General features: G+C 56.5%; 22 protein-coding genes. 11 read left to right on the top strand and 11 right to left on the bottom strand.

From position 1 onward, the window contains the following. Positions 1–7 precede the first annotated feature (7 nt). Entirely contained in the window at positions 8–1474 is a 1467-nt protein-coding gene (locus HFD95_RS00960) for an MDR family MFS transporter (RefSeq protein ID WP_033767288.1), read from the bottom strand. A gap of 392 nt (positions 1475–1866) precedes the next feature. On the opposite strand from HFD95_RS00960, the gene HFD95_RS00955 reads away from it, so the two are divergent. From HFD95_RS00955 to osmV, 4 genes are read left to right on the top strand one after another with little or no spacing between them, the layout of a single operon-like run. Then, entirely contained in the window at positions 1867–2583 is a 717-nt protein-coding gene (locus HFD95_RS00955; protein WP_010244807.1) for an ABC transporter permease, read from the top strand. A gap of 17 nt (positions 2584–2600) precedes the next feature. Continuing rightward, positions 2601–3530 (top strand): glycine betaine ABC transporter substrate-binding protein, encoded by a 930-nt coding sequence (locus HFD95_RS00950; RefSeq protein ID WP_167429715.1) that lies wholly within the window; start codon positions 2601–2603, stop codon positions 3528–3530. Between the two features lie 9 nt (positions 3531–3539). Then, positions 3540–4187, top strand: coding sequence for an osmoprotectant ABC transporter permease OsmW (osmW, locus tag HFD95_RS00945; RefSeq protein ID WP_010244802.1), 648 nt, complete (start codon positions 3540–3542; stop codon positions 4185–4187). Further along, positions 4187–5323, top strand: coding sequence for an osmoprotectant ABC transporter ATP-binding protein OsmV (osmV, locus tag HFD95_RS00940; RefSeq protein WP_010244799.1), 1137 nt, complete (start codon positions 4187–4189; stop codon positions 5321–5323). Before osmW ends, osmV begins: the two co-directional genes overlap by 1 nt. Before the next feature lie 498 nt (positions 5324–5821). Here osmV and HFD95_RS00935 read toward each other — a convergent pair whose 3' ends face one another. From HFD95_RS00935 to HFD95_RS00920, 4 genes are all read right to left on the bottom strand, one after another. Then, positions 5822–7198 (bottom strand): nucleobase:cation symporter-2 family protein, encoded by a 1377-nt coding sequence (locus HFD95_RS00935; protein ID WP_045140333.1) that lies wholly within the window; start codon positions 7196–7198, stop codon positions 5822–5824. A 180-nt stretch (positions 7199–7378) separates the two neighbouring features. Further along, positions 7379–8077, bottom strand: coding sequence for a dethiobiotin synthase (gene bioD, locus HFD95_RS00930; RefSeq protein ID WP_045140332.1), 699 nt, complete (start codon positions 8075–8077; stop codon positions 7379–7381). A gap of 113 nt (positions 8078–8190) precedes the next feature. Next, positions 8191–9408 carry an ROK family transcriptional regulator gene (locus tag HFD95_RS00925; protein WP_010244790.1) on the bottom strand — a complete coding sequence of 406 codons (1218 nt, stop codon included), beginning with the start codon at positions 9406–9408 and terminating at the stop codon, positions 8191–8193. A 130-nt stretch (positions 9409–9538) separates the two neighbouring features. Continuing rightward, positions 9539–10432, bottom strand: coding sequence for a LysR family transcriptional regulator (locus HFD95_RS00920; protein WP_033771811.1), 894 nt, complete (start codon positions 10430–10432; stop codon positions 9539–9541). 95 nt (positions 10433–10527) lie between these two features. On the opposite strand from HFD95_RS00920, the gene HFD95_RS00915 reads away from it, so the two are divergent. The 4 genes from HFD95_RS00915 (at position 10528) to HFD95_RS00900 (ending at position 14223) form a co-directional block, all read left to right on the top strand. Continuing rightward, positions 10528–11781 carry an MFS transporter gene (locus tag HFD95_RS00915; RefSeq protein WP_033771812.1) on the top strand — a complete coding sequence of 418 codons (1254 nt, stop codon included), beginning with the start codon at positions 10528–10530 and terminating at the stop codon, positions 11779–11781. 167 nt (positions 11782–11948) lie between these two features. After that, positions 11949–12209 (top strand): hypothetical protein, encoded by a 261-nt coding sequence (locus tag HFD95_RS00910; protein ID WP_031592383.1) that lies wholly within the window; start codon positions 11949–11951, stop codon positions 12207–12209. Between the two features lie 112 nt (positions 12210–12321). Then, on the top strand, positions 12322–12864 hold the full coding sequence (cybB, locus tag HFD95_RS00905) for a cytochrome b561 (protein WP_010244777.1): 543 nt from the start codon (positions 12322–12324) through the stop codon (positions 12862–12864). A gap of 174 nt (positions 12865–13038) precedes the next feature. Further along, positions 13039–14223 carry a sugar transporter gene (locus HFD95_RS00900; RefSeq protein ID WP_167429714.1) on the top strand — a complete coding sequence of 395 codons (1185 nt, stop codon included), beginning with the start codon at positions 13039–13041 and terminating at the stop codon, positions 14221–14223. 62 nt (positions 14224–14285) lie between these two features. Here the strand turns inward: HFD95_RS00900 and HFD95_RS00895 are convergent, their stop codons facing one another. Next, entirely contained in the window at positions 14286–14543 is a 258-nt protein-coding gene (locus tag HFD95_RS00895; RefSeq protein ID WP_033757723.1) for a YdgH/BhsA/McbA-like domain containing protein, read from the bottom strand. 37 nt (positions 14544–14580) lie between these two features. Further along, positions 14581–14838 (bottom strand): DUF1471 domain-containing protein, encoded by a 258-nt coding sequence (locus HFD95_RS00890; RefSeq protein ID WP_010244768.1) that lies wholly within the window; start codon positions 14836–14838, stop codon positions 14581–14583. Positions 14839–15145: 307 nt separating this feature from the next. On the opposite strand from HFD95_RS00890, the gene HFD95_RS00885 reads away from it, so the two are divergent. After that, on the top strand, positions 15146–15796 hold the full coding sequence (locus HFD95_RS00885; protein ID WP_062757681.1) for a TetR/AcrR family transcriptional regulator: 651 nt from the start codon (positions 15146–15148) through the stop codon (positions 15794–15796). A gap of 47 nt (positions 15797–15843) precedes the next feature. Here HFD95_RS00885 and rhaM read toward each other — a convergent pair whose 3' ends face one another. From rhaM to rhaB, 4 genes are read right to left on the bottom strand one after another with little or no spacing between them, the layout of a single operon-like run. Continuing rightward, a complete protein-coding gene (rhaM, locus tag HFD95_RS00880) occupies positions 15844–16158 on the bottom strand; it encodes an L-rhamnose mutarotase (RefSeq protein ID WP_010670186.1) in 315 nt (104 codons plus the stop codon). Next, positions 16148–16990 (bottom strand): rhamnulose-1-phosphate aldolase, encoded by an 843-nt coding sequence (rhaD, locus tag HFD95_RS00875; protein WP_167429713.1) that lies wholly within the window; start codon positions 16988–16990, stop codon positions 16148–16150. The genes rhaM and rhaD overlap by 11 nt, the downstream gene beginning before the upstream one ends. A 10-nt stretch (positions 16991–17000) precedes the next feature. Beyond that, on the bottom strand, positions 17001–18257 hold the full coding sequence (locus HFD95_RS00870) for an L-rhamnose isomerase (protein ID WP_159226442.1): 1257 nt from the start codon (positions 18255–18257) through the stop codon (positions 17001–17003). Then, positions 18250–19722: a rhamnulokinase gene (gene rhaB, locus HFD95_RS00865; protein WP_033787802.1), complete on the bottom strand. Its 1473-nt coding sequence runs from the start codon at positions 19720–19722 to the stop codon at positions 18250–18252. The genes HFD95_RS00870 and rhaB overlap by 8 nt, the downstream gene beginning before the upstream one ends. A gap of 291 nt (positions 19723–20013) precedes the next feature. On the opposite strand from rhaB, the gene rhaS reads away from it, so the two are divergent. Beyond that, on the top strand, positions 20014–20835 hold the full coding sequence (gene rhaS / locus HFD95_RS00860) for an HTH-type transcriptional activator RhaS (protein WP_029519076.1): 822 nt from the start codon (positions 20014–20016) through the stop codon (positions 20833–20835). Positions 20836–20846: 11 nt separating this feature from the next. Continuing rightward, entirely contained in the window at positions 20847–21710 is an 864-nt protein-coding gene (gene rhaR, locus HFD95_RS00855) for an HTH-type transcriptional activator RhaR (RefSeq protein ID WP_167429712.1), read from the top strand. Positions 21711–21772 lie beyond the last annotated feature (62 nt).

The following is a 21772-nucleotide window of genomic DNA, read 5'->3' as shown; positions in this document are numbered from 1 at the left end:
CTGCCTGTTAGTCCGCCTGTTCCGGCCGCTGACGCGGCATCATCCATGCCACACCCACCGCAAACAGCGCAATCACCAGTGCCACCACGAACACCCAGTGCAGTGAGGCGGCAATGGCTGCTGTCATCTGCTGCAGGGTTTCCGGCTGTAACTGCTGACGGCTGGGTTCGGACATAATCTTCTGCACCGGATCCTCGACCTGCGGCAAACGCCACTGCAGATTGAGATTCAGCACCGCGCCCATGATCGCCGTCCCTACCGCCGACCCGATCATCCGGCTGAACATAATTGAAGCGGTACAGATGCCGCGAATCTGGTAATCCGCCTGGTTTTGTACTGAAACCAGGAATGTGGTGCTGGTCATCCCCATGCCGGTACCGATCAGAAACGCCGTGAAGCCCGCCTGATAGAGTGAGCTTGCGGGCTGTAAAAACAGCAGCAAGGCACTGCCGGTCACCAGCAACAGCGCCCCGAGCTGGGCGGTGAAGCGGTAGGAGGTGTGCAGCATCAGTCTGCCGCTGAGGGTGCTGGCCAGCGGCCAGCCAATCGACATCATCGCCAGCACACTGCCCGCCTGTAACGGTGAACCGCCGCTGATCCCCTGAATCCAGGTGGGCAAAAAGGCGCTGATGCCCATCATGGCCGCCCCGATGATGAGGTTGCCCGCATTGCCCGCCACGATAAGCCGGCTGCGCCAGATTATCAGCGGAAACAGCGGTGCCGCTGAATGCAGCTCGTGGCGTCTGAGCTGCCAGCCAGCGAACAGTGAGAAGAGCAGAAACGGCACCAGCCAGACGCCCAGCTGTTCCGCCTGCAACAGCGCAATCAGCAAGGCCGTCACGCAGAGCATCAGCCAGCCGCTGCCCGCCAGGTTCAGCGGCTGCGATTTCTCCTCCTTCTGGTGCGACGGTAGCCAGCGCCACAGCATCAGCATGCTGATCAGGCCGATGGGCAGATTGACCCAGAAAATCACCGACCAGCTAAAGTGCTGTACCAGCCACGCGCCGGTCAGCGGCCCCACTATCGCCGCTACACCCCAGACGCTGGAGAGCCAGCCCTGCACGCTGGCGCGTTCGCGCGGCGAATAGATATCCGCCACGATGGTGGAGCTGAGCGGCATGATCGCCCCCGCTCCCAGGCCCTGAAACGCCCGGAACAGGATCAGCCAGGTCATGGTATGGGCAAAGCCACACAGCACCGACCCCACCAGGAAAATCGACGTGCCGACAAAAAACATCGTTTTGCGACCCACCATATCCGCCAGCCGCCCATAGAGCGGCACGCTGACCGCCTGGGTCAGCAGATAGATCGAGAAGACCCAGCCAAACTGCGAAAAACCGCCGAGGTCAGCAATGATGGTGGGCATCGCGGTGGCCACAATAGTGACTTCAATGGCCGCCATAAACATCGCCAGCATGCAGGCGATTAAGATCCAGTGGCGATGTCCGGTCCGGAGTTGTGCGCTTTCAGTCATAGGGTTCCTTTTTTAATCTGCAAGGCTAGCTGAAAAACAGACAATGCAGTTTCCCGCGCGTGCGCATTTTCTGCGCCCTCTGTGACAGTGTCACCAGAAGTCGATGAAAATTTTTTATTGTCGCATTAGCCCAGCGGCTACGCGGCTTTAACACCATTTTAACCTGTTTCTATCTCTCTGATTTGTGGCTTAAAAGCTGGCTTGTGCAATAAAGGGCTGCTATAGCATTACACCATCTTATTCAGTATTCACTGAAAAAGAGTGGGTAAACAGTCATTTTATCTACATTTTATCGCAGTTTCGGTATTGGGCGCGGCGGCATTTTTTGCCGTACCTGTCGGGCTGTTTATGGTTGTTATAACAATTGAGATCGTAATCAGGGAGATTCTCCTATGCAAAATGCTTCACTGGCCCGACGCGCCGGTCTGGCACTGCTTGCAGTGGTCGCGGTGATCGCGGTGCTGATCTGGGGCCTTGGCTGGGATCAGCTGGTCGCACGTAAAGTCGATCTGCTTTATCTCGGGCAACAACACCTCTTCTTGGTCTTCTGGTCAATGCTGTTCGCTTTGCTGGTCGGTATCCCCAGTGGCATCCTGCTAAGTCGCCCGTTTGCACGTCGCTGGGCAGAGTACGTGATGCAGATTTTCAATGTCGGTAACACCCTGCCACCGCTGGCGGTACTGGCTCTGGCGATGGTTATTATCGGGATTGGCGACCGTCCGGCGCTGATTGCGCTGTTTCTGGCTTCGCTGCTGCCTATCGTCCGCAACACCTTCTCTGGTCTGAGCGCAGTTCCCCCGTCGCTGATTGAGGCGGCCAACGGCATCGGCATGACCAAATGGCAGCGTCTGCGTCAGGTAGAGCTGCCGAATGCCTTGCCGGTCATCCTCTCTGGCGTGCGCATCGCCACCGCCATCAATGTCGGCACCGCCCCACTGGCGTTCCTGATTGGTGCCAGCAGCTTTGGCGAGCTGATCTTCCCGGGCATCTATCTGAATGACTTTCCGACGCTGATACTCGGCGCCGTCGCCACTGCACTGGTGGCACTGGTACTGGATATGATGCTGGCCGCGCTGGGCCGCTTTCTGAGTCCGCACGCTGCGGCCTGACCACAAGGAGCTTTGCAATGCTAACGCGTTGGATTAAGAAAAGCGTTGTCGCGCTGACCGCGACACTGCTGTTAAGCCAGACGGCACAGGCTGCTGCACCGCTGGTGATGGCGACCAAAAGTTTTACCGAGCAGCATATCCTGTCAGCAATGACGGTGCTCTGGCTGCAGAAGAAAGGCTTCGAGGTGGTGCCTAAACGCAATATCGCCACCACCATTGGCCGTAATGCGCTGCTGAATAAGCAGATTGATATGGTCTGGGAATATACCGGCACCTCGCTGATCATCTTTAACCATATCAACCAGCCGATGTCTTCACAGCAGGCGTATGAGACGGTGAAAAAACTGGATGCGAGACTGGGGCTGGTCTGGCTTAACCCGGCACCAATGAACAACACCTATGCCTTTGCCATGACCCGTGAACGGGCCGAAAAAGAGGGCATCAGCACCATGTCGCAGCTGGTTGCGAAGATTGAACAGGTGCGGAAGATTGAACAGGTGCGTAAAACCGACCCAGAGCATAACTGGCGACTGGGTCTGGACCTGGAGTTCTCGGGTCGTTCAGACGGCATGAAGCCGCTGCAGAAAACCTACAACCTGACGCTGGATCGCCCGCAGATCCGCCAGATGGACCCGGGTCTGGTCTATAACGCGATTCGCGACGGATTCGTGGATGCCGGTCTGATCTACACCACCGATGGCCGGGTTAAGGGCTTCAACATGAAAGTACTGGAGGATGATAAGCACTTCTTCCCGAGCTACAACGTGACGCCGGTTGTGCGTCAGGATGTGCTGGCGAGTCATCCGGGGCTGGATACCGCGCTTAATCAGCTTTCTGCGCAAATCACCGATGAGGCGATAACGGAGCTGAACAAGCGGGTCGATATCGATCATCAGTCACCGGAAACCGTGGCGCGTGATTTCCTTAAATCCAAAAACATGCTGTAAGGAGGCACTGTGGATACCCTTCACTACATCATGGATAACTGGAGCACCCTGCTCACCCTGAGCTGGCAGCACAGCTGGCTGGTGCTGGTCGCGGTCGGACTGGCAATTGTGATTGGCGTGCCGCTTGGCATTCTGATCGTGCGTGTAAGATGGCTGGCAACGCCGATTCTCGGTATCGCCACCGTGGTGCTGACTATTCCCACCATTGCGCTGTTTGGTCTGATGATCCCGCTGTTTTCACTCATCGGTCAGGGCATTGGCGCGCTGCCGGCGATTACCGCCGTGTTCCTCTACTCGCTGCTGCCGATTGTGCGCAACACCCACACCGCGCTGGAAAATCTGCCGGACGGTCTGCGTGAGGCGGGGCGTGGCATCGGCATGACTTTCTGGCAGCGCCTGCGCTGGGTTGAAATCCCGATGGCGCTGCCGGTGATCTTCGGTGGCATCCGTACCGCCGTGGTGATGAACGTTGGCGTCATGGCGATTGCCGCCGTGATTGGCGCGGGCGGTCTGGGCCAGCTGCTGCTGGATGGTATCAGCGGCAGTGATATTCGTATGTTGATTGCCGGGGCATTGATGATCTGTCTGCTGGCTATTTTTCTTGACTGGCTGCTGCACCGTTTGCAGCAGGCGCTGACTCCAAAGGGGATTCGATAATGATTACGCTGGAAAACCTGACGAAAACCTTTACCCAGAAAAACGGCACGACCAATAAAGCCGTCGATAACGTCAGCCTGCACGTGCCAGCCGGTGAGATGTGCGTGCTGCTGGGACCCTCGGGCTGCGGGAAAACCACCACGCTGAAGATGATTAACCGCCTGATTCCCGCCACCAGTGGCCGGATCCTGATTAATGGCGAAGATACCAGTACGCAGGACACCACCACCCTGCGTCGCAACATTGGCTATGTTATCCAGCAGATTGGTCTGTTCCCCAACATGACCATCGAAGAGAACATTACCGTCGTGCCACGCATGCTGGGCTGGAACAAAAAGCAGTGCCACGAGCGGGCTACCGAGCTGATGAGCATGGTTGCGCTGGATCCCACCAAATTCCTGCATCGCTATCCGCGTGAGATGTCAGGCGGTCAGCAGCAGCGTATCGGGGTGATTCGTGCCCTGGCGGCGGATCCACCGGTGCTGCTGATGGATGAGCCGTTTGGCGCCGTTGACCCGATTAACCGCGAAGTGATCCAGAACGAGTTTCTCGACATGCAGCGTCAGCTGAAAAAAACCGTGATGCTGGTGAGCCACGATATTGACGAGGCACTGAAGCTCGGCGATCGCATTGCGGTATTTGGTCAGGGTAAAATCGTGCAGTGCGCCAGCCCGGATGAACTGCTGGCGACCCCTGCCAATGAGTTCGTCGGCTCGTTTGTGGGTCAGGACCGTACGCTTAAGCGCCTGTTACTGGTGCAGGCGGGCGACGTGACCGACCAGCAGCCGACCATCACCGTCCGCCGCTCTACACCGCTGGAAGAAGCCTTTGGCACCATGGATGAGAACGATATGCGGTCGATTACCGTGGTCGATGAGGATGGCAAACCGCTGGGCTTCGTGAAGCGTCGCGAGGCGCGTAACGTCAGTGGCCGCTGTGAAGAGCGACTGCACACCTTTAAGGTCACCGGTAAAGCGGAAGAGAACCTGCGCGTGGTGCTGTCAAAACTCTATGAGCACAACACGGTCTGGATGCCGATTGTCGATGAAGAGGGTCGCTACAGCGGCGAGATTTCGCAGGATTATATTGCGGATTACCTCAGTTCTGGTCGTACCCGCCGTCGTCTGAATCCATAATTTCGTCACCTAAATGGGTCTTACCGGCCCATTAAAACAGCTCTGATACCCAGTTCCGAGTGAATCATGCCGCAACTCATTAGCTTAACGCGCAGGGAACCGGGTCAGAGGAGGAAAGCGTCCCGCGCCATGGACAAAAACGCCGGGAGCGTTTTTGAACAACGCAACGCGTTGGCCCGGTACGGGCGCACCTCAGGGATGAGGTGCGTAATTGCGCGGGCCGAGCGTGCCACGGATGGCGGCTTTTGCGACTTTCCGATCTGACCCTGTTCCCTTCGCAGACTCCATCTTAAAGCCAGTTAAGTCACGGCCTGTCCTGTCTGTCAATTCAGGTAGTAGCTCAGGGAGCATACGCCTGTAGCAAAGACGCAAAAGATGCCATCCATGGCATGCTCAGCGCGGCCCATCCCTGGTCCGCGATGCTTTGATACAGGCATATGCTCCCATCGCTTTGGATTTTTGAGCCGTATGTGAGAGATACATCGGCTCTTCTGCTTTTTAGCTCTCCGTCAGCGTTTCCGCCTCCACCTCTTCCACCACAGGCGCCTCGTCCGGCAGCACCATGTTCAGCACAATCGCCAGAATACCGCCGGTCGTCACCGCATGACCAAACAGACTGTTAATCAGCGGCGGGAACTGCTTCAGCACATCCGGCACCGCCTCCACGCCCAGACCAATACCAAAAGCGATCGCCACAATCAGCATCTCGCGGCGACCCAGCGGCGTCTGGGTCATCACCCGGATGCCCGCAGCAACCACGCTGCCAAACATCACGATTGTCGCCCCGCCCAACACCGGCGGCGGGATCTGCTGCAACAGGGAGCCAATAAAGGGAAACAGCCCCAGCAGCGCCAGCATGATTCCCAGCAGCATACCGACGTAACGGCTGGCGACGCCGGTCATCTGGATAACGCCATTGTTCTGCGCAAACGTGGTGTTGGGAAAGGCGGAGAAGACCGCTGCCAGCACACAGCTCAGACCGTCGGCGATAATGCCACCCTGCAGCCGCTGCTGAAAAGGTTTGCCGGTGATGGGCTGCTGTGAAATCAGGCAGTTAGCGGTAAGGTCGCCGACGGCTTCAATTACCGCGATCACTGACACCAGCGCGATCGGCAGGAAAATGGTCCAGTCAAAGGCAAAACCAAACCGGAAGAACGCGGGCAGCACCAGCCAGTTGCTCTCCGGCGCAACATTAAGTTGCAGATGACCGGTCAAGGCCGCGGCAACGCATCCCACCGCTATTCCGGCCACCACCGCCACCAGCCGCGCCCAGCGATTTCGCGAGCGGTTCAGCGCCACGATCACCAGCAACGTCAGCGCCCCCAGCGCCAGATTTCCCGGCGATCCAAAATCTGTGGCGTTGTGCCCGCCCGCCCAGTCGGTAATGCTGACTTTTATCAGGCTGATGCCAATCAGGGTGATCACCGTGCCGGTCACCACCGGCGTCAGCACTTTGCGCAGCGAGCCAACGCAGCGGCTGATCAGAATCGGAATCAACGCCGCCACCAGGTTACAGCCAAACAGCATCGCCATAATCTCTTCCGGCGAACCACCGCGCCCTTTCACCATCAGACCACCCGAGAGGATCACCCCCAGAAACGCGAAGCTGGTGCCCTGCAGACAGATCATGCCCGCCCCGATGCCATAAAAGCGTCTGGCCTGCATAAACGTGCCTAAGCCGGAAACGAACAATGACATGCTGATCAGATAAGGAATATAGGCCTGCAACCCCAGAACGGAGCCAATAATCAGCGGCGGCGTGATGATTCCCACCACGCTGGCCAGCAGATGTTGCAGTGCGGCGAAAAACGCCGGGGCGGGGCCGATGCGGGCTTCAAGCCCATATAACAAACCTTTCTCGTGCGAGTGCGACATGATGGGGCTCCAGCTCAGTGTGATAAGCGGAGTTAATGCATTTTCTGCGCCATGACGCCACGATTTCTCGATATCCGAGCCAGGTCTTTCAATTCTAAATGGAAATAGTTAAAGACAGCCGACAACAAGCCTGAAACTTTAGGCTCATTGCCGACTCAGATGACTTAGTTTGTTTCATAATCAGGCGATCTTTGCACTCACAGCGTGCAGATTGTTCTGCTCCAGCAGAGAAATATCGATGTAAGGCGTCAAATCACGCTGTTCTGCACGCGGCAGATAAGGCAGCTCGCCCAGCAGCGGCGCACTAATTTTTTCACGCAGAATCTCAATAATATCGCTGTACTGCGCCAGTCCCGGATTGATGCGATTGGCCACCCAGCCCAACAGTGGCAGTCCATCCTGCGCTATCGCTTCTGCGGTTAACAGGGCGTGACTGATACAGCCCGACTGGATACCGACCACCAGCACCACCGGCAGCTGCTGCTCAACGACCCAGCAGGAGAGCGGACGTCCATCGTTCATCAGGCTGCGCCAGCCGCCGGTGCCCTCCACGACCACGCGATCGGCCTGCTGCGTCAGGCTGCTTAAGCCCTGTGTCAGCAATGCGTAATCAATGATCTGGCTCGGATGGGTGCAGATCTCCTCTTCCTGAAAGGCCAGCGGATTGATCGCCTGATAGGGTAAATCGATGGATGAAGCGCTTTGCAGAACCTGTGCATCTTTGTTACGCAGGCCGTCGGCGGTTTTGACCGCGCAGCGCGCGACGGGCTTGTAGCCGACGGCACTGAGCCTGGCCTGGATAAAACTTTGTAACAGGGCGCGTGACACCACCGTTTTGCCCACTGCGGTGTCAGTGCCGGTAACAAATAGTCTGTTCACTCAACTTCTCCTCTCGAACCGTTGCGGTTAATCGGTGATTAACCTTGCTGCGAACCGGCATTTTAAGGAATGGAGGATGAGAACAGATTGCGTTAGCGCAAGATTAGGCCCGCTTAACCTTGCAACAGTTTCACTAACAGGTGTCCGTTATAGAGCGCGTCTTTGATCAGCGCTGCGCCGCCTAACGTTCCCGGCTCGCTAAATTCGGTAGGTGCCAGCTGGATACTCGCGCTGTAGGCCGGGAGTGATTGCTGCAGAATGGTGTTGCTCACGGCCGGAAACAGCACATCCGCGGCGGCATTCAGGGGGGAACCGATAAGAATATGTTGAGGATTGAAGATGTTGACCATCATCGCCAGAATCCGGCCAACATGATGACCCACGCTGGCGATGGTGTCGCGCGCCAGACGGTCGCCAGACTGCGCCGCCGCGCACAGCGACTCCAGCGTCAGCGGCTGATTATTGAGCAGGCTGTCGGGCTGGGCCGGCAGACGCTGCGCCGCCAGCGCCAGCAGACTGCCGGTGCTGGCCACGGTCTCCAGACAGCCATGATTACCGCAGTAGCACTGCTGACCATACGGGTCGATCTGAGTATGCCCGATCTCGACCAGCGCCCTGCCACTTTTATGCAGCAGCTGACCGCCACTGATCACCCCGGCTCCCACGGTTTCATCAATCACAATCTGAATCACATCCTGCGCCCCACGTGAGGCACCAAACAACGACTCCGCCAGCGTCCAGGCTGAAATATCGTGCTGCACAAACACCGGTAAGCCGGTTCGCGCCGCCAGCGCATCGCCCAGCGGCATATCGCGCACCTCATAACCCGGTAGCCGATGCACCACACCTGACGCGGCGTTGATCAGCCCTGGCAATGTAATGGCAATGGCCGTGAGGCGTTCCAGCTTCTTCTGATGACGAATAAAGAAGGCATCAACCTGTTCAATCAGCGCGGTAAGTAACGGCTGAGCAGACTCATCAGGCAGCGGCAGGCTCTCTTCCACCAGTTCCTTGCTGCTGAGATCGCGCAGCGTAAACGTCATGGCACCGCGATGCAGGCGAATAGCCAGATAATGCCAGGCGTCGGTATCCAGTATCAGGCCTATCGCCGGACGACCACGACTGCCGGGATCCTGAAACTCGGTCTCCTGCACTAAATGTGCGTCCAGCATTTCACGCACAATTTTGGTAATGCTGGCCGGAGCAAGCTGGGCACGGCGGGAAAGTTCGATACGCGAAATGGGACCATAACGGTCAATTAATCGATATACGACACCTGCATTAGTCTGCTTGATCTGGTCAATGTGGCCAGGTTGACTGTCCGGATTCACAACCCTGCTCCCGGTTATTTTCGCGCTTCTAAATAAACATGCGCCATGGTGAGCCAGATCCGGCGACAGCGTCAAATATTTGATTAGAAATGTGATTTATCGCACAGATTGATGCGGTGTTGCCCGCGCATCAGTGCCGGTTTCGCCGCAGCAACGCCATCATGTTTTCCATCTGCGCATTTATTTCGCGTCCGGCTGACCAGACCAGCCACAGCTCTGAAATGGCATCCTCTTCCGTTAAGGGCAACCAGACCAGATCGGCCAGCCGCGCCCGTCGAAATGAGGCAGGCAGAATGGAAACGCCTAACCCGGTTGCCACCAGCCCCAGTATGGTCATCGCCTCACCCACTTCCTGGGTAATAAAGGGCTTGATATGGTAGCGGTGCAGCAGCGCCAGAATATCGCTGTAGAGCGCGGTTCCGCCCTGAGGGTCAAAGAATACAAAGGGTTCCGCCGCCAGGGCAGTGACAGAGATTTTATCGGCGTCAGCCAACGGATGCGCCTTATGCACCACGGCATAAAGCGGCTCACTCAGCAGCAGCTGATGACGCAGATCGGCGGGCAGCGGCGTGTTGCGCATCACGCCAAGATCGAGCCGTCCATCATGAAGCGGTGCGAGCTGCTGGCGGGTATTAATCTCCTGCATCTGAATATGTACCTGCGGCCAGCGCTGACGAAACCGGAATAGCGCGTCAGAGACCACGGCGGTAAACGGGGCCGAGGAGGTAAAGCCAATCCGCAGTTCCCCCTCCTCACCACGATGCAGCCGGGCGGCGCGATCGGCCGCCTGCTCAACCTGCAACAGAATCGCGCGGGCGTCACTCAGCAGTTGCTGTCCGGCAGCGGTAAGCTGCACGCTGCGGTTAGTGCGATTGAACAGCCTTGCGCCCGTTTCTGTTTCCAGCTGAATAATCTGCTGGCTGAGCGGCGGCTGAGAAATGTTCAGTCGCTGGGCCGCCCGCCCGAAATGTAACTCTTCCGCCACCGCAACAAAGTAGCGCAGATGACGCAGTTCGATATTCATATCTTAAACGTCTCATTTGAGATTATTAATATATTAGACATCATAATGCCGCTTTCCTAAGCTGACGACAGGTTTTCTAAATTTGAGGAAGATGTGTGAGTCGCTCAACACATGCTGTCACAGTGGATGAGAATGCGGTCTCTGCGCCGCCAGAGTCAGTTGCCGCTTCAGGTCATATCCGCCGGGATTCCCCACAGTTTATGCGCGTGACGCTGGCGCTTTTCTCCGCCGGGCTGGCGACCTTTGCCCTGCTCTACTGTGTGCAGCCGATTCTGCCGGTGCTGTCACAGCAGTTTGGTATCTCTCCGGCAACCAGCAGCCTGTCGCTCTCCATCTCGACCGGCCTGATGGCGCTGGGCCTGCTGGTCACCGGGCCGCTCTCTGATGCTATCGGTCGTAAATCGGTGATGGTCACAGCCCTGATGCTGGCCGCCATCTGCACGCTGGTCTCGGCCACCATGACCAGCTGGCACGGCATTCTGATTATGCGGGCGCTGATGGGGTTGTCGCTGAGTGGCGTGGCGGCGGTCGGCATGACCTACCTCAGCGAGGAGATGGATGCACGGGTCGTCGCCTTTTCCATGGGGTTATATATCAGCGGTAACTCGATAGGCGGGATGAGCGGTCGACTGCTGAGCGGCGTGCTGACTGACCTCTTCTCATGGCGACTCGCCGTGGCGGTAATCGGCTGTTTTTCGCTGGCCTCGGCGCTGATGTTCTGGAAGATTCTGCCTGCGTCGCGCCATTTCCGGCCCATTACGCTGCGTCCGCGTAATCTGCTGATTAACTTCCGGCTGCACTGGCGCGATCCGGGCCTTCCCTGGCTGTTTGCCGAAGGATTCCTGCTGATGGGAGCCTTTGTCACCCTGTTTAACTATATTGGCTACCGTTTACTGGATGCGCCCTGGCATCTCAGCCAGGCCGTGGTCGGACTGTTATCAGTGGTCTACCTCACCGGCTCCTGGAGTTCGCCTAAAGCGGGCGCGCTGACCAACCGGTTGGGTCGGGGTCCTGTGATGCTGGGTGCTACCGCCATCATGCTGCTGGGTTTGCTGATTACCGCCTTCAACTCCCTCTGGCTGATCCTGCCAGGGATGATGCTGTTCACCGCCGGTTTTTTTGCCGCCCATGCGGTTGCCAGCGGCTGGATTGGCCCCCGGGCCCGCCGGGCAAGAGGCCAGGCTTCTTCGCTCTATCTGTTCAGCTACTACGTGGGTTCCAGCGTCGCGGGTACACTGGGTGGCGTGTTCTGGCATAACTTTGGCTGGAGCGGGATTACGCTGTTTATCAGCGTCCTGCTGATCCTGGCGTTACTGGTTGCCTGGCGTCTGCACAGTAAAAAACTCTGAGAACGTCTTCTCATGCCAGGCCTGGCTTCTCCTGCGGGCCTGGCGGTTTATCACAATAAACGCGCTATTCAGAGCCACAGCAAACAAAATGCAGGTTTCCCGCTATAATCGTTTTTATTGTAATAATTCATCTGCTTTGCCTTTTAACACGGCAACAAGGAACGCCTGTGGCTCTCTACTACTACGTCAATAAACAATCAGGATATAACAATAATCATGTGGTTCATGCCGCAGGCTGCCCCCATCTTCCCGACATCGATAACCGTATGTTTCTTGGCAGTTTTTACCATGTGAATGCCGCCATCCTGCAGGCTAAAAAATATTATGCTGGCGCAATCGGCTGTGAAAATTGTTGTCCACTCAAAAATGTTGACCAGCAGGCCACCCAGCTCAGCGTGGCCCTGAAGCACACCCCGTCTTCGCGTTAATCTGATCCACCTGGTAAGGGGGAAAAAATTTTTCCCGCTGCGCTAATTTGTTAAGAATTACCGCTGTTTTCCGTTATGTTAATCTTCCTGATTCTCTTTAATGGAATGCACAATGCGGGATAAGTTTGCGCGCGCTCAGATAGCCCTTCACTGGCTCACCTTTTTACTGGTGGTGACGGCCTACGCCACCATTGAACTGCGCGGTTTTGCACAGCGCGGATCCTGGCAGGGTTATGCCATGATCATTACCCATTTCAGCGCCGGCGCGACCATCCTGGTATTGATGCTTGCCCGCCTCTTTTTACGCACCCGGCATCGCACACCGCCCATTACTCCCGCTCCGCCGCGCTGGCAAACCGGGCTGGCACATCTGACTCATACCCTGCTCTATGCCCTGTTTATCACTCTGCCGATCCTCGGCCTGACATCGCGTTATCTTAAAGGTCGGGAATGGTGGCTGTTTGGCATCAGCATGCCGGTCGCGCCTGAACCTGACTTTGATATGGCGGATATGCTGATTGGCTGGCATGAAACCCTGGCACCGCTGGGTTACTGGCTGATCGGACTGCATGCTGCTGCCGCACTGTTCCATCACTATCTGCTTAAAGACAATACTCTGCTGCGAATGATGCCCGCCCGGCGTCGCGGTCAATAACCTCAGGCTATCGCCCTGTGATGGGGCGATAAAAAAATTTCAGCATTAAAAGGCGTTTATAAGGTTTCTCTTCCCGCTTTATTCACTACAATGGTCAGTAATTTGTGACGCAGGTCACTTTCGCTGGATGTTTCTGCCACATCCGATTCGCTGTACTGACTGACTTGACTCCTCATGCAACCAACTACTGTTTCACGTAAAACTGCCTGGCTACGCGTGGTATTGCTGGCCATCGCCGCCTTTGTATTTAATACCACCGAATTTGTGCCGGTTGGCCTGTTATCTGACATCGCTGCTGACTTTTCAATGCAGACGGCTGACGTCGGGATCATGCTGACCATCTATGCCTGGGTGGTTGCACTGCTCTCACTGCCGCTGATGCTGCTGACCCGCAATATTGAGCGACGACTGCTGCTGGGTGTGCTGTTCCTGATCTTTATCGTCAGCCACGCTCTTTCTACCGTTGCCTGGGATTTCCGGTCGCTGATGGTGTCACGCGTGGGTATCGCCTTGTCTCACGCGGTGTTCTGGTCGATCACCGCCTCGCTGGCGATTCGCGTCGCTCCGGCCGGTAAGAAAACTCAGGCGCTAAGTATGCTGGCAACCGGTACCGCGCTGGCGATGGTGCTGGGCGTGCCGATTGGCCGTGTGGTGGGTCAGTATCTTGGCTGGCGTACGACCTTCGGCGCGATTGGCCTTTCGGCACTGGTGCTGATGATTATGCTGGTGCGCATCCTGCCGCGTCTGCCGAGTGAACATACCGGCTCGCTGAGCAGTGTGCCGATGCTGTTTCGCCGTCCGGCGCTGGTCAGCATGTATCTGCTGGTGACGCTGGTCGTTACCGCGCATTACACCGCTTACAGCTATATCGAGCCCTTTATGCAAACCGTGGCCCATTCCAGTGGCAACTTCACTACCCTGCTACTGCTGCTGTTTGGCTCTGCGGGCATTGTGGGTAGCGTACTGTTCAGCACACTCGGTAATAAGTTTCCCTCCGGACTGCTGATTGCGGCCATCGCCCTGATCACCCTGTGCATGGGCCTGCTGATTTTTGCTGCCGTTCGCCCTGCGGCTATCTCAACGCTATGCGTTGTCTGGGGAATGGCGATGATGATGATCGGACTGGGTATGCAGGTGCGGGTGCTGTCGCTGGCACCGGATGCCACGGATGTGGCGATGTCGCTGATGTCCGGTATCTACAATATCGGTATCGGCGCGGGTGCGCTGCTGGGTAATCAGGTCAGCCTGCATCTGAGCATGGCGGAAGTCGGCAATGTCGGCGGGATGATTGGCCTGGTGGCGTTACTCTGGTGTGTTTATATCTTCCGTCGTTATCCACAGTTACGCAGTAACGGATAATAAAAAAAGGCTTCAGATAAGCGGGTTATCTGAAGCCTGTTCAGGGTTATTTACCGCTCACTTTATCTATAAAGAACGGCTGTGCCATGCAGGTTGTTGCTGCCAGAGGTCGAAGTGATGCGGAAAGACTTTGCTCCTGCATCGCTGGCCTTTTCTGACAGTTGCTGCTCCAGCGAAAGCAGATTAGTACTGCCCGTTGCGCTGATGACACCGATTTTTTGCTGATCCAGCGGTGTGCTGCTGACCTGCTGGGCCGCTACGCTGGCAAATGACAGACCGCTTAGCACCGCCGCCACGACCATCATATTGATATTTTTCATAACGAACCCCTTCTCACTTATTCTGTTGAAATCAAAATTACTGATAAATCACAGCCGTGCCGTGCAGTTTGTTCTGGCCGCTGGTTGAGGTGATGCGGAACGATTTCGCACCCGCTTCATCCGCTTTAGCACTCAGCTGCGCTTCAACAGAAGACAGATTGGTGCCGCCCAGTACAGAGATGGTGCCAACTGGCTGCTGATTAACAGGTTCGCTGGTCACCAGGTCAGCGGCAGATGCGCCAAAAGTCAGAGTAGTCAGTGCCAGTGCTGCCAGGGTGATTTTGATGTTTTTCATAATAATCTCTCTATTCAATATTGAAATTCGGTTGGTCTGAATGGGTTGTCACTATTTAATTAATGACCGTTAAACAAATGATAGACCCCGATACGGTTTGTCGTCAACATTTATTTAATGAGCGTTATTTTATTCGCGAAGTGGCGTGATTATGGGCTTCAGCCTCTTTTCTGACTTAACCTAAGGGGCTGTAAAAATGCGCTGGCGCACAAAATGGCAACCCCTGCCGGCGACATCCACGCCAGGCCTTGCACATTTTTATAATGATCGGTAATTTAATAGGGTGTTTTACTGTCAGTGAGGGTGTATGAGTCAGGTTCAGGATTGCGATGTAAAGAAATGCCGCGGCCGACCAAAAGTGTTCGATCGCGAAGCAGCGCTCGATAAAGCTCTGACCCTGTTCTGGACGCACGGTTACGAGGGAACTTCTCTGGCCGATCTGGTGGCCGCAACCGGCGCGAAAGCGCCAACCCTCTACGCCGAGTTTGTTAATAAAGAGGGACTGTTTCGCGCGGCGATGGAGCGCTACGTGGAGAAGTTCAGTGCATGGCGTGAAGCGGCATTGGGCGATGACCAGTTACCGGTGGATCGGGCTATTGAAGCCTATTTGCGCGCCACCGCGGCCTGTTTTACCGAACGCGACTCTCCCGGCGGCTGTTTCTTTATCTGCACCTCAACCGCCCTGTCTGCGGCTTCAGCAGAGATTGCCACCATGCTGCAACAGCAGCATCAGTCGCAGGAGCATGTGTTAAAGGATTTTCTGCTGGCGCGTCAGCAGCGTGGTGAACTGAGTGCGTCAGTAAACATTCCCGCGCTGTCACGTTATCTGAGTTGTATGCTGCAGGGCATGTCGGTGCGGGCGCGTGAAGGCGTTGAGCGTGACGATCTGGAGAGCATTATTGATACGCTGATGGCGATGTGGCCGACACTCACCGGCCTGTGTCAGGCTAAGCGTTAAAAATATCAGGGCGGCGATGCCGCCCTTTTCATCTTTTATTCCCGATTTTATTCCAGAAAGAAAACCGGTTTTAACGGCTCACTGATCGGGCTGTTATCTGCATTAGACGGCATCAGATCTTTCATTGATGCCCACCAGCGCTGACAGACCTCCGTTTCCGCCACCGCGTTCCAGCGCTCCTCAGATTCAATCTCAACACTGGCGAACAGCAGATGCCGCTCGGCGTCCAGCCAGATGGCATAGTTATGCGCGCCGTGCGCTTTCAGGGTTTCGGCCAGTTCTGGCCAGATCGGTGAGTGCCGACGCTCATACTCTGCATGGCAATAAGGATTCACCTGCATCACAAAGGCTTTACGCAGCATTAGCAGGCCCTGCATCCAGCGCCGGTTGCCACGGCTTCACACCAAAGCGCTCACCCAATGCAACCAGCTGTTCTGTGGTGATACTCTGACGAATACCGCCCATCGACAGCACTTTGACGATCACTTCTGACGATTTCTCCGCCGTATCAATCAGACCAAAAGTCTCATCGAGCGTCGGGCCCGTGCCAAAGACACCGTGGAATGGCCACATCACCAGGGTATGTGACTGCATCTGCCCGGCTGTCGCGGTGCCGATTTCATCGGTGCCGGGTACCATCCAGGGTAAAACACCCACACCGTCCGGGAACACCACCAGACATTCGGTACTCCCTTCCCACAGCAGGCGGGTAAAGCGGGCGGAATCCATCTCAACCACATAGCTTAAGGCCATAAAGTTGGTAGCGTGACAGTGCATGATTACCCGGTCTGCACCATTACTGACCGCTTTACGCACCGCGTGAGACTGAAAGTGTGACGCCAGCTCAGAGGTGGGCAAACCGCCATTCGACAGGCCCCAGTGAATTTTATAAAAGAGCCCTTTGTCATCGACCTGCAGCAGTGCCAGACAATCCGCCGGATCAAGCTGGACATTACGCATGAATTTTCCTGACCCGGTCACCAGAAACCAGTCGTTCGCCAGCGCCGGCGCAGGTTGTGTCAGCTCAATACAGCGCGGTTGCAGGCAGAAATCAGCGGCAAAAGGTTTAACCTCCTCTTCCCGCAGACGCAGGCTGACGTTGCCGCCGTTACGTTCGTCCCAGCCCTTCAGCCACATATCGCTGGTTGCTTTGACCATTCCCTTAACAAACCCGGAAGAAAGAATGCTTTGCATAGTGAAATCCTTAACGTTGGCTCAAAATCTGTTGTTCATAATGACGGACGTCGCCTAACCAGCTGGCATCAGCCGGGACGTCATGGCGCAGGCACCAGGCTTCCCATACCGCCTGCCATGGCAATGATTTTTGCTCTTCCAGCAGCGTCAGCCGCGCGGTGTAATCGCCCTCGTTCTCGGCCTGGCGCAGACGATCGGTTGGCTCCAGCAGGGCACGCAGCAGCGCTTTTTTGGTGTTACGGGTGCCGATAACCCAGGCGGCAATCCGGTTGATAGAGGCGTCGAAGAAATCGAGTCCGATATGCACTTTGTCGAACAGCTGATGGCGGACGATCTCACTGGCGATCGCCTGAGTTTCATCATCCAGCAGCACCACATGGTCGCTGTCCCAGCGCACCGGGCGGCTGACGTGCAGCAGCAGACGCGGCACATAGAGCATCGCGGCGGAAATTTTGTCAGAGATCACTTCGGTGGGATGGAAATGTCCCGCATCCAGGCATAGTGCCGTCTGGCGGCTGGCGGCGTAACCAAGATAAAACTCATTGGAGCCCACGGTGTAGCTCTCTGCGCCAATGCCAAACAGCTTGCTCTCAACCGCGTCGATATGGTGCTGCGGGTTCAGTTTTTCTGAGATGACCTCATCCAGTGCGCTCATCAGACGCTGACGCGGGGCCAGGCGATCCACGGTAATATCTTTCATGCCGTCCGGCACCCAGATATTCATCACTGACGGCGTGCCAAGCTGCTCACCAAACGAAGCGGAGATGCGGCGACTCGCTTTGCAGTGATCGATCCAGAACTGACGCACGGTTTTATCACTGTGCGACAGCGTAAAACCGTCGGCACTCATCGAATGCGAGAAGCAGCTGGGGTTAAAATCCAGCCCTAAGTTGTGCTCTTTCGCCCAGGCGACCCAGTTGGCGAAATGGGCAGGTTCAATGGCATCCCGATCGACTGGCTTGTCACTTTCCAGATAGATAGCGTGCAGGTTCAGACGTTTTGCGCCTGGGATCAGAGACATCGCCTTGTCGATATCGCTGCGTAATTCACTGGCATTGCGTGCTCGTCCCGGATAGTTGCCGGTCGCCTGGATGCCGCCGGTCAATGCGCCCTGTGGGTTCTCAAACCCCCGGACATCGTCCCCCTGCCAGCAGTGCATCGAGACAGGAATGCCGTCCAGCTGGCGAATGGCCTGTTCAACATCAACTCCATTGTCAGCGTAGCGTTGTTTAGCCAGTTCAAAAGCCTGTTCAATCTGCTTAGTCATAAGCGGGTTCCTTAGCGGGTTGACTCAGCGTCGCGAAGCGTGCCTGACTGGCACTGAAGACGCTGTGAGTTTGCGGTTCGAATTTTTCCAGTGGGAAGTTGTTGATGACGCTGCAGCGGAAATCAGCCACATCGATCAGTTCGCCAAGCGCAATCAGCTGGCAACCGACGTTACCCAGCGTGGAGGCTTCAACCGGACCTGCCAGCACCGGAATCTGGCAGGCATCGGCACAGAGCTGGTTAAGAAAACGGTTCTGGCTGCCGCCCCCTACCACGTGCAGTTGGCTGAAAGGTTTGCCTCGCAGCTCTGCCAGCTCCTGGATCACCTCGCGATAGAGCAGTGCCAGGCTGTCAAATATGCAGCGTGCCAGCGCGGCGGCAGATTGTGGCACCGGCATTCCCTGCTCTGCGCAGGCGTTCTGAATTTCGTTAACCATGCTGTCGGGATTGATGAAGCGCGCATCGTTGGGACTAATCAGTGAAACACAGGCGGGCTGGCGGGCCGTCTGATCAATCAGTGCGCTGAGATCGTCAATCTGCAGTTCGCCGCAGATGCGCTGCAACAGCCATAAGCCCATGATATTTTTCAGTACGCGGTAGCCTTCTGCGCCGCCCTCATTGGTGATATTGGCGCGTAATGCGCCATCGCAGGCATAAGGCTGCAAACTTTCAAAGCCCATCAGCGACCAGGTTCCGGAACTGATATAGGCCGCATCGTCCTGCATCAGCGGCGTTGCCAGAACCGCGCTGGCGGTGTCGTGGGTGGCGACGGCAATCACCGGGACCGGGACACCTGCGCTATTGACCCAGTGGCCGACGGTGTTGCCCGGTGCCTGCGGCTGACCGAACCATTCAGGAGCAACGCCCGCCCAGGCGAGCAGATCACGATCCCATTCGCCGCTGTGAATATTGAGCATTTGCGTGGTGGTGGCGTTGGTGTATTCCCAGTTGAGATTGCCGGTCAGGCGATAATGCAGGTAGTCCGGCATCATCAGCGCATGCGCCACGCGGGCCTGCCAGTCGGGCTGCTGCTGATGCAGGGCGCGCATCTGATAGAGCGTATTGAATGGCAGAAACTGAATGCCGGTTCGGGCGTAGATGGCACTGCGGCTCAGTTCGTGCTGCGCCTGCTCCATCAGGCCGTGGGTGCGCGCATCGCGGTAGCTGACCGCCTCACCCACCGGCTCGCCCTCTGCATCCAGCAGCACCATATCAACGCCCCAGGTGTCGATACCGATACTGTCTGGCACGATCTTCTCTTCATCTAACTGAGCCAGCCCGGCGCGTATCTCCTGCTCAAGCATCGTCAGATCCCAGCAGTCATAACCGGCACGACGCTGGCGCTTATTTTTAAAGCGCCGGACCTCACGAAGCGCGAGCTGGCGCTGCGCAGCATCCCAGCTTGCGAGCATGACCCGCCCGCTGGATGCCCCGAGATCAATAGCAACAATGTTTCTCCTGGTCATGGCGACTTTTCCCTGTGATTGAGTGTTCACAGAGTAAAAACCTGGCCGGTTAAAGACCTTCCCCGGAGTGCCAGCGGCTGATAAGCCCTGGCAGACTTGCAAAGAACTTCGTGAGAGAGATCACAGAGGCGAAAGGCGGGAGGATGTGACCCCTGCCGCAAATCTGTTAACTGCTGAGGATTTCTTGAAAAATCAGCATGATTCCTGCTGAGTCAGGCTGAAAATTCAAGGTAAGGTTAGAGCGTGCTGATTAGACTGCGTTACGGTTTTGTTAAGCAGCGAGAGATGACCATGACCATATTGCACAGTGCGGATTTTTTCCCCGAAGGCGATTACGCCATTGCGATTGAACCCCGCATACCCCAGGCCGCCTTCCCGGAGCATCATCATGATTTCCATGAAATTGTGCTGGTTGAGCAAGGCTCTGGCATTCATGTGTTTAATGGTCAGCCACAAACGCTTTGCGCCGGTTGCGTCTGCTTTGTGCGCGATCACGATCGTCATCTTTATGAGCAGACCGACAACCTTTGTCTGACCAACGTGCTTTATCGCAGCCCCGGCGCATTTCGCTTTCTCTCCGGGTTACAGGCTTTACTGCCCTGCGATCAGGACGGGCAATATGCTTCCCACTGGCGCATCAATCAAAAGGTGATGACGCAGGCGCTGAGTGTGGCGGCGCAGATGCAGCCGGATGATACCTGGTCGATGGAAAAACAGGCGCGTCAGGAACAGCTCTTTTTACAGTTGCTGGTGCTGTTGCGTGAGGCGTGCATTGACGGACAGAGTCAGGATCAGGAGGCGCGGCTGCATCGTCTGCTCGACTGGCTGGGTGAGCATTACAGTGATGAGATTATCTGGGATGAACTGGCTGACCGCTTCTCCCTGTCGCTGCGTACCCTGCATCGGCAAATGAAGCAGCAAACCGGCAGCACGCCGCAGCGCTACCTGAACCGTGTGCGGCTGTTGCAGGCCCGTCATCTGCTGCGTCACAGTGATATGCGAATTACCGATATCGCCTTCCAGTGTGGATTTGGGGACAGCAACCATTTCTCAACCCTGTTCAGGCGCGAATTTGGCTGCGCACCGCGAGCGGAGCGCCAGCAGATGATGTAAAGGAGCCAATCATGGCGTTGATACTCAGTCGGGATGACTATTTTCCCGCCACTACTCTACCGGTGGCGGTCGCCGAAAGGATGCCACAACCCTCTTTCCCGCCGCATCGACACGAGTTCAGTGAAATCGTGATTGTCTGGCGCGGCAATGGCTTGCACGTCCTCAACGATCGCCCCTGGCTGATTACCTGTGGCGACGTTTTTTATATCCGCGACAGTGACTGCCACAGCTACGACAGCGTTAACGATCTGGTGCTGGATAACATCCTCTACTGTCGGGATCGCTTTGGTCTTGCCCTTGACTGGAATCAGCTGCTGCCGCAACAGGGACCGGATGCGCCAGGCGGCTGGCGGCTGACCACGCGAGGGATGGCGCTGGCCCGGGGAGTGATCAGCCAGCTGGAGCGTGAAAGCCGCAAAAGCGACCCCCTTTCAGTTCAGCTCTCGGAGGCGCTGTTTTTACAGCTGGCGCTGATTCTGCGCCGCCACGGCTACGCGGCCGACCGCCCCGGGGCGTTGCCGGAGGGGGAACAGCTCGATCTGCTGATGTCAGCGTTACAGGGTGCGATTGCCCGCCCCTTTGATCTCGCGGAGTTTTGTCAGCAGAACCAGCTCAGCGAACGGGCGCTGAGGCAGCTTTTCCGTCAGCAGACCGGGATGACCATCGGTCATTACCTGCGTCAGCTGCAGCTCTGTCAGGCAAAATATCTGCTGCGCACCCAGGATTGTCTGATTAGTGAGGTTGCCGCCCGCTGCGGCTTTGATGACAGTAACTATTTTTCGGTGGTTTTCACCCGTGACACCGGTTTACCTCCCAGCGCCTGGCGACAGCAATTTATCGCCCCACGCCAGGCACTGAAAAGTGCCGAGTCTTAATAAAACGGGCCTGCATAGCAGGCCCGTTGAGGTAACAGAGAAAAGCTGTTCCACATTGCCGG

The sequence above is a fragment of the Pantoea sp. EKM10T genome (genome assembly GCF_011800685.1).
Classification (GTDB): domain Bacteria; phylum Pseudomonadota; class Gammaproteobacteria; order Enterobacterales; family Enterobacteriaceae; genus Pantoea; species Pantoea agglomerans.
Note: the sequence above shows the minus strand (reverse complement) of the source record. Positions and strands in the feature narration are given on the sequence as shown.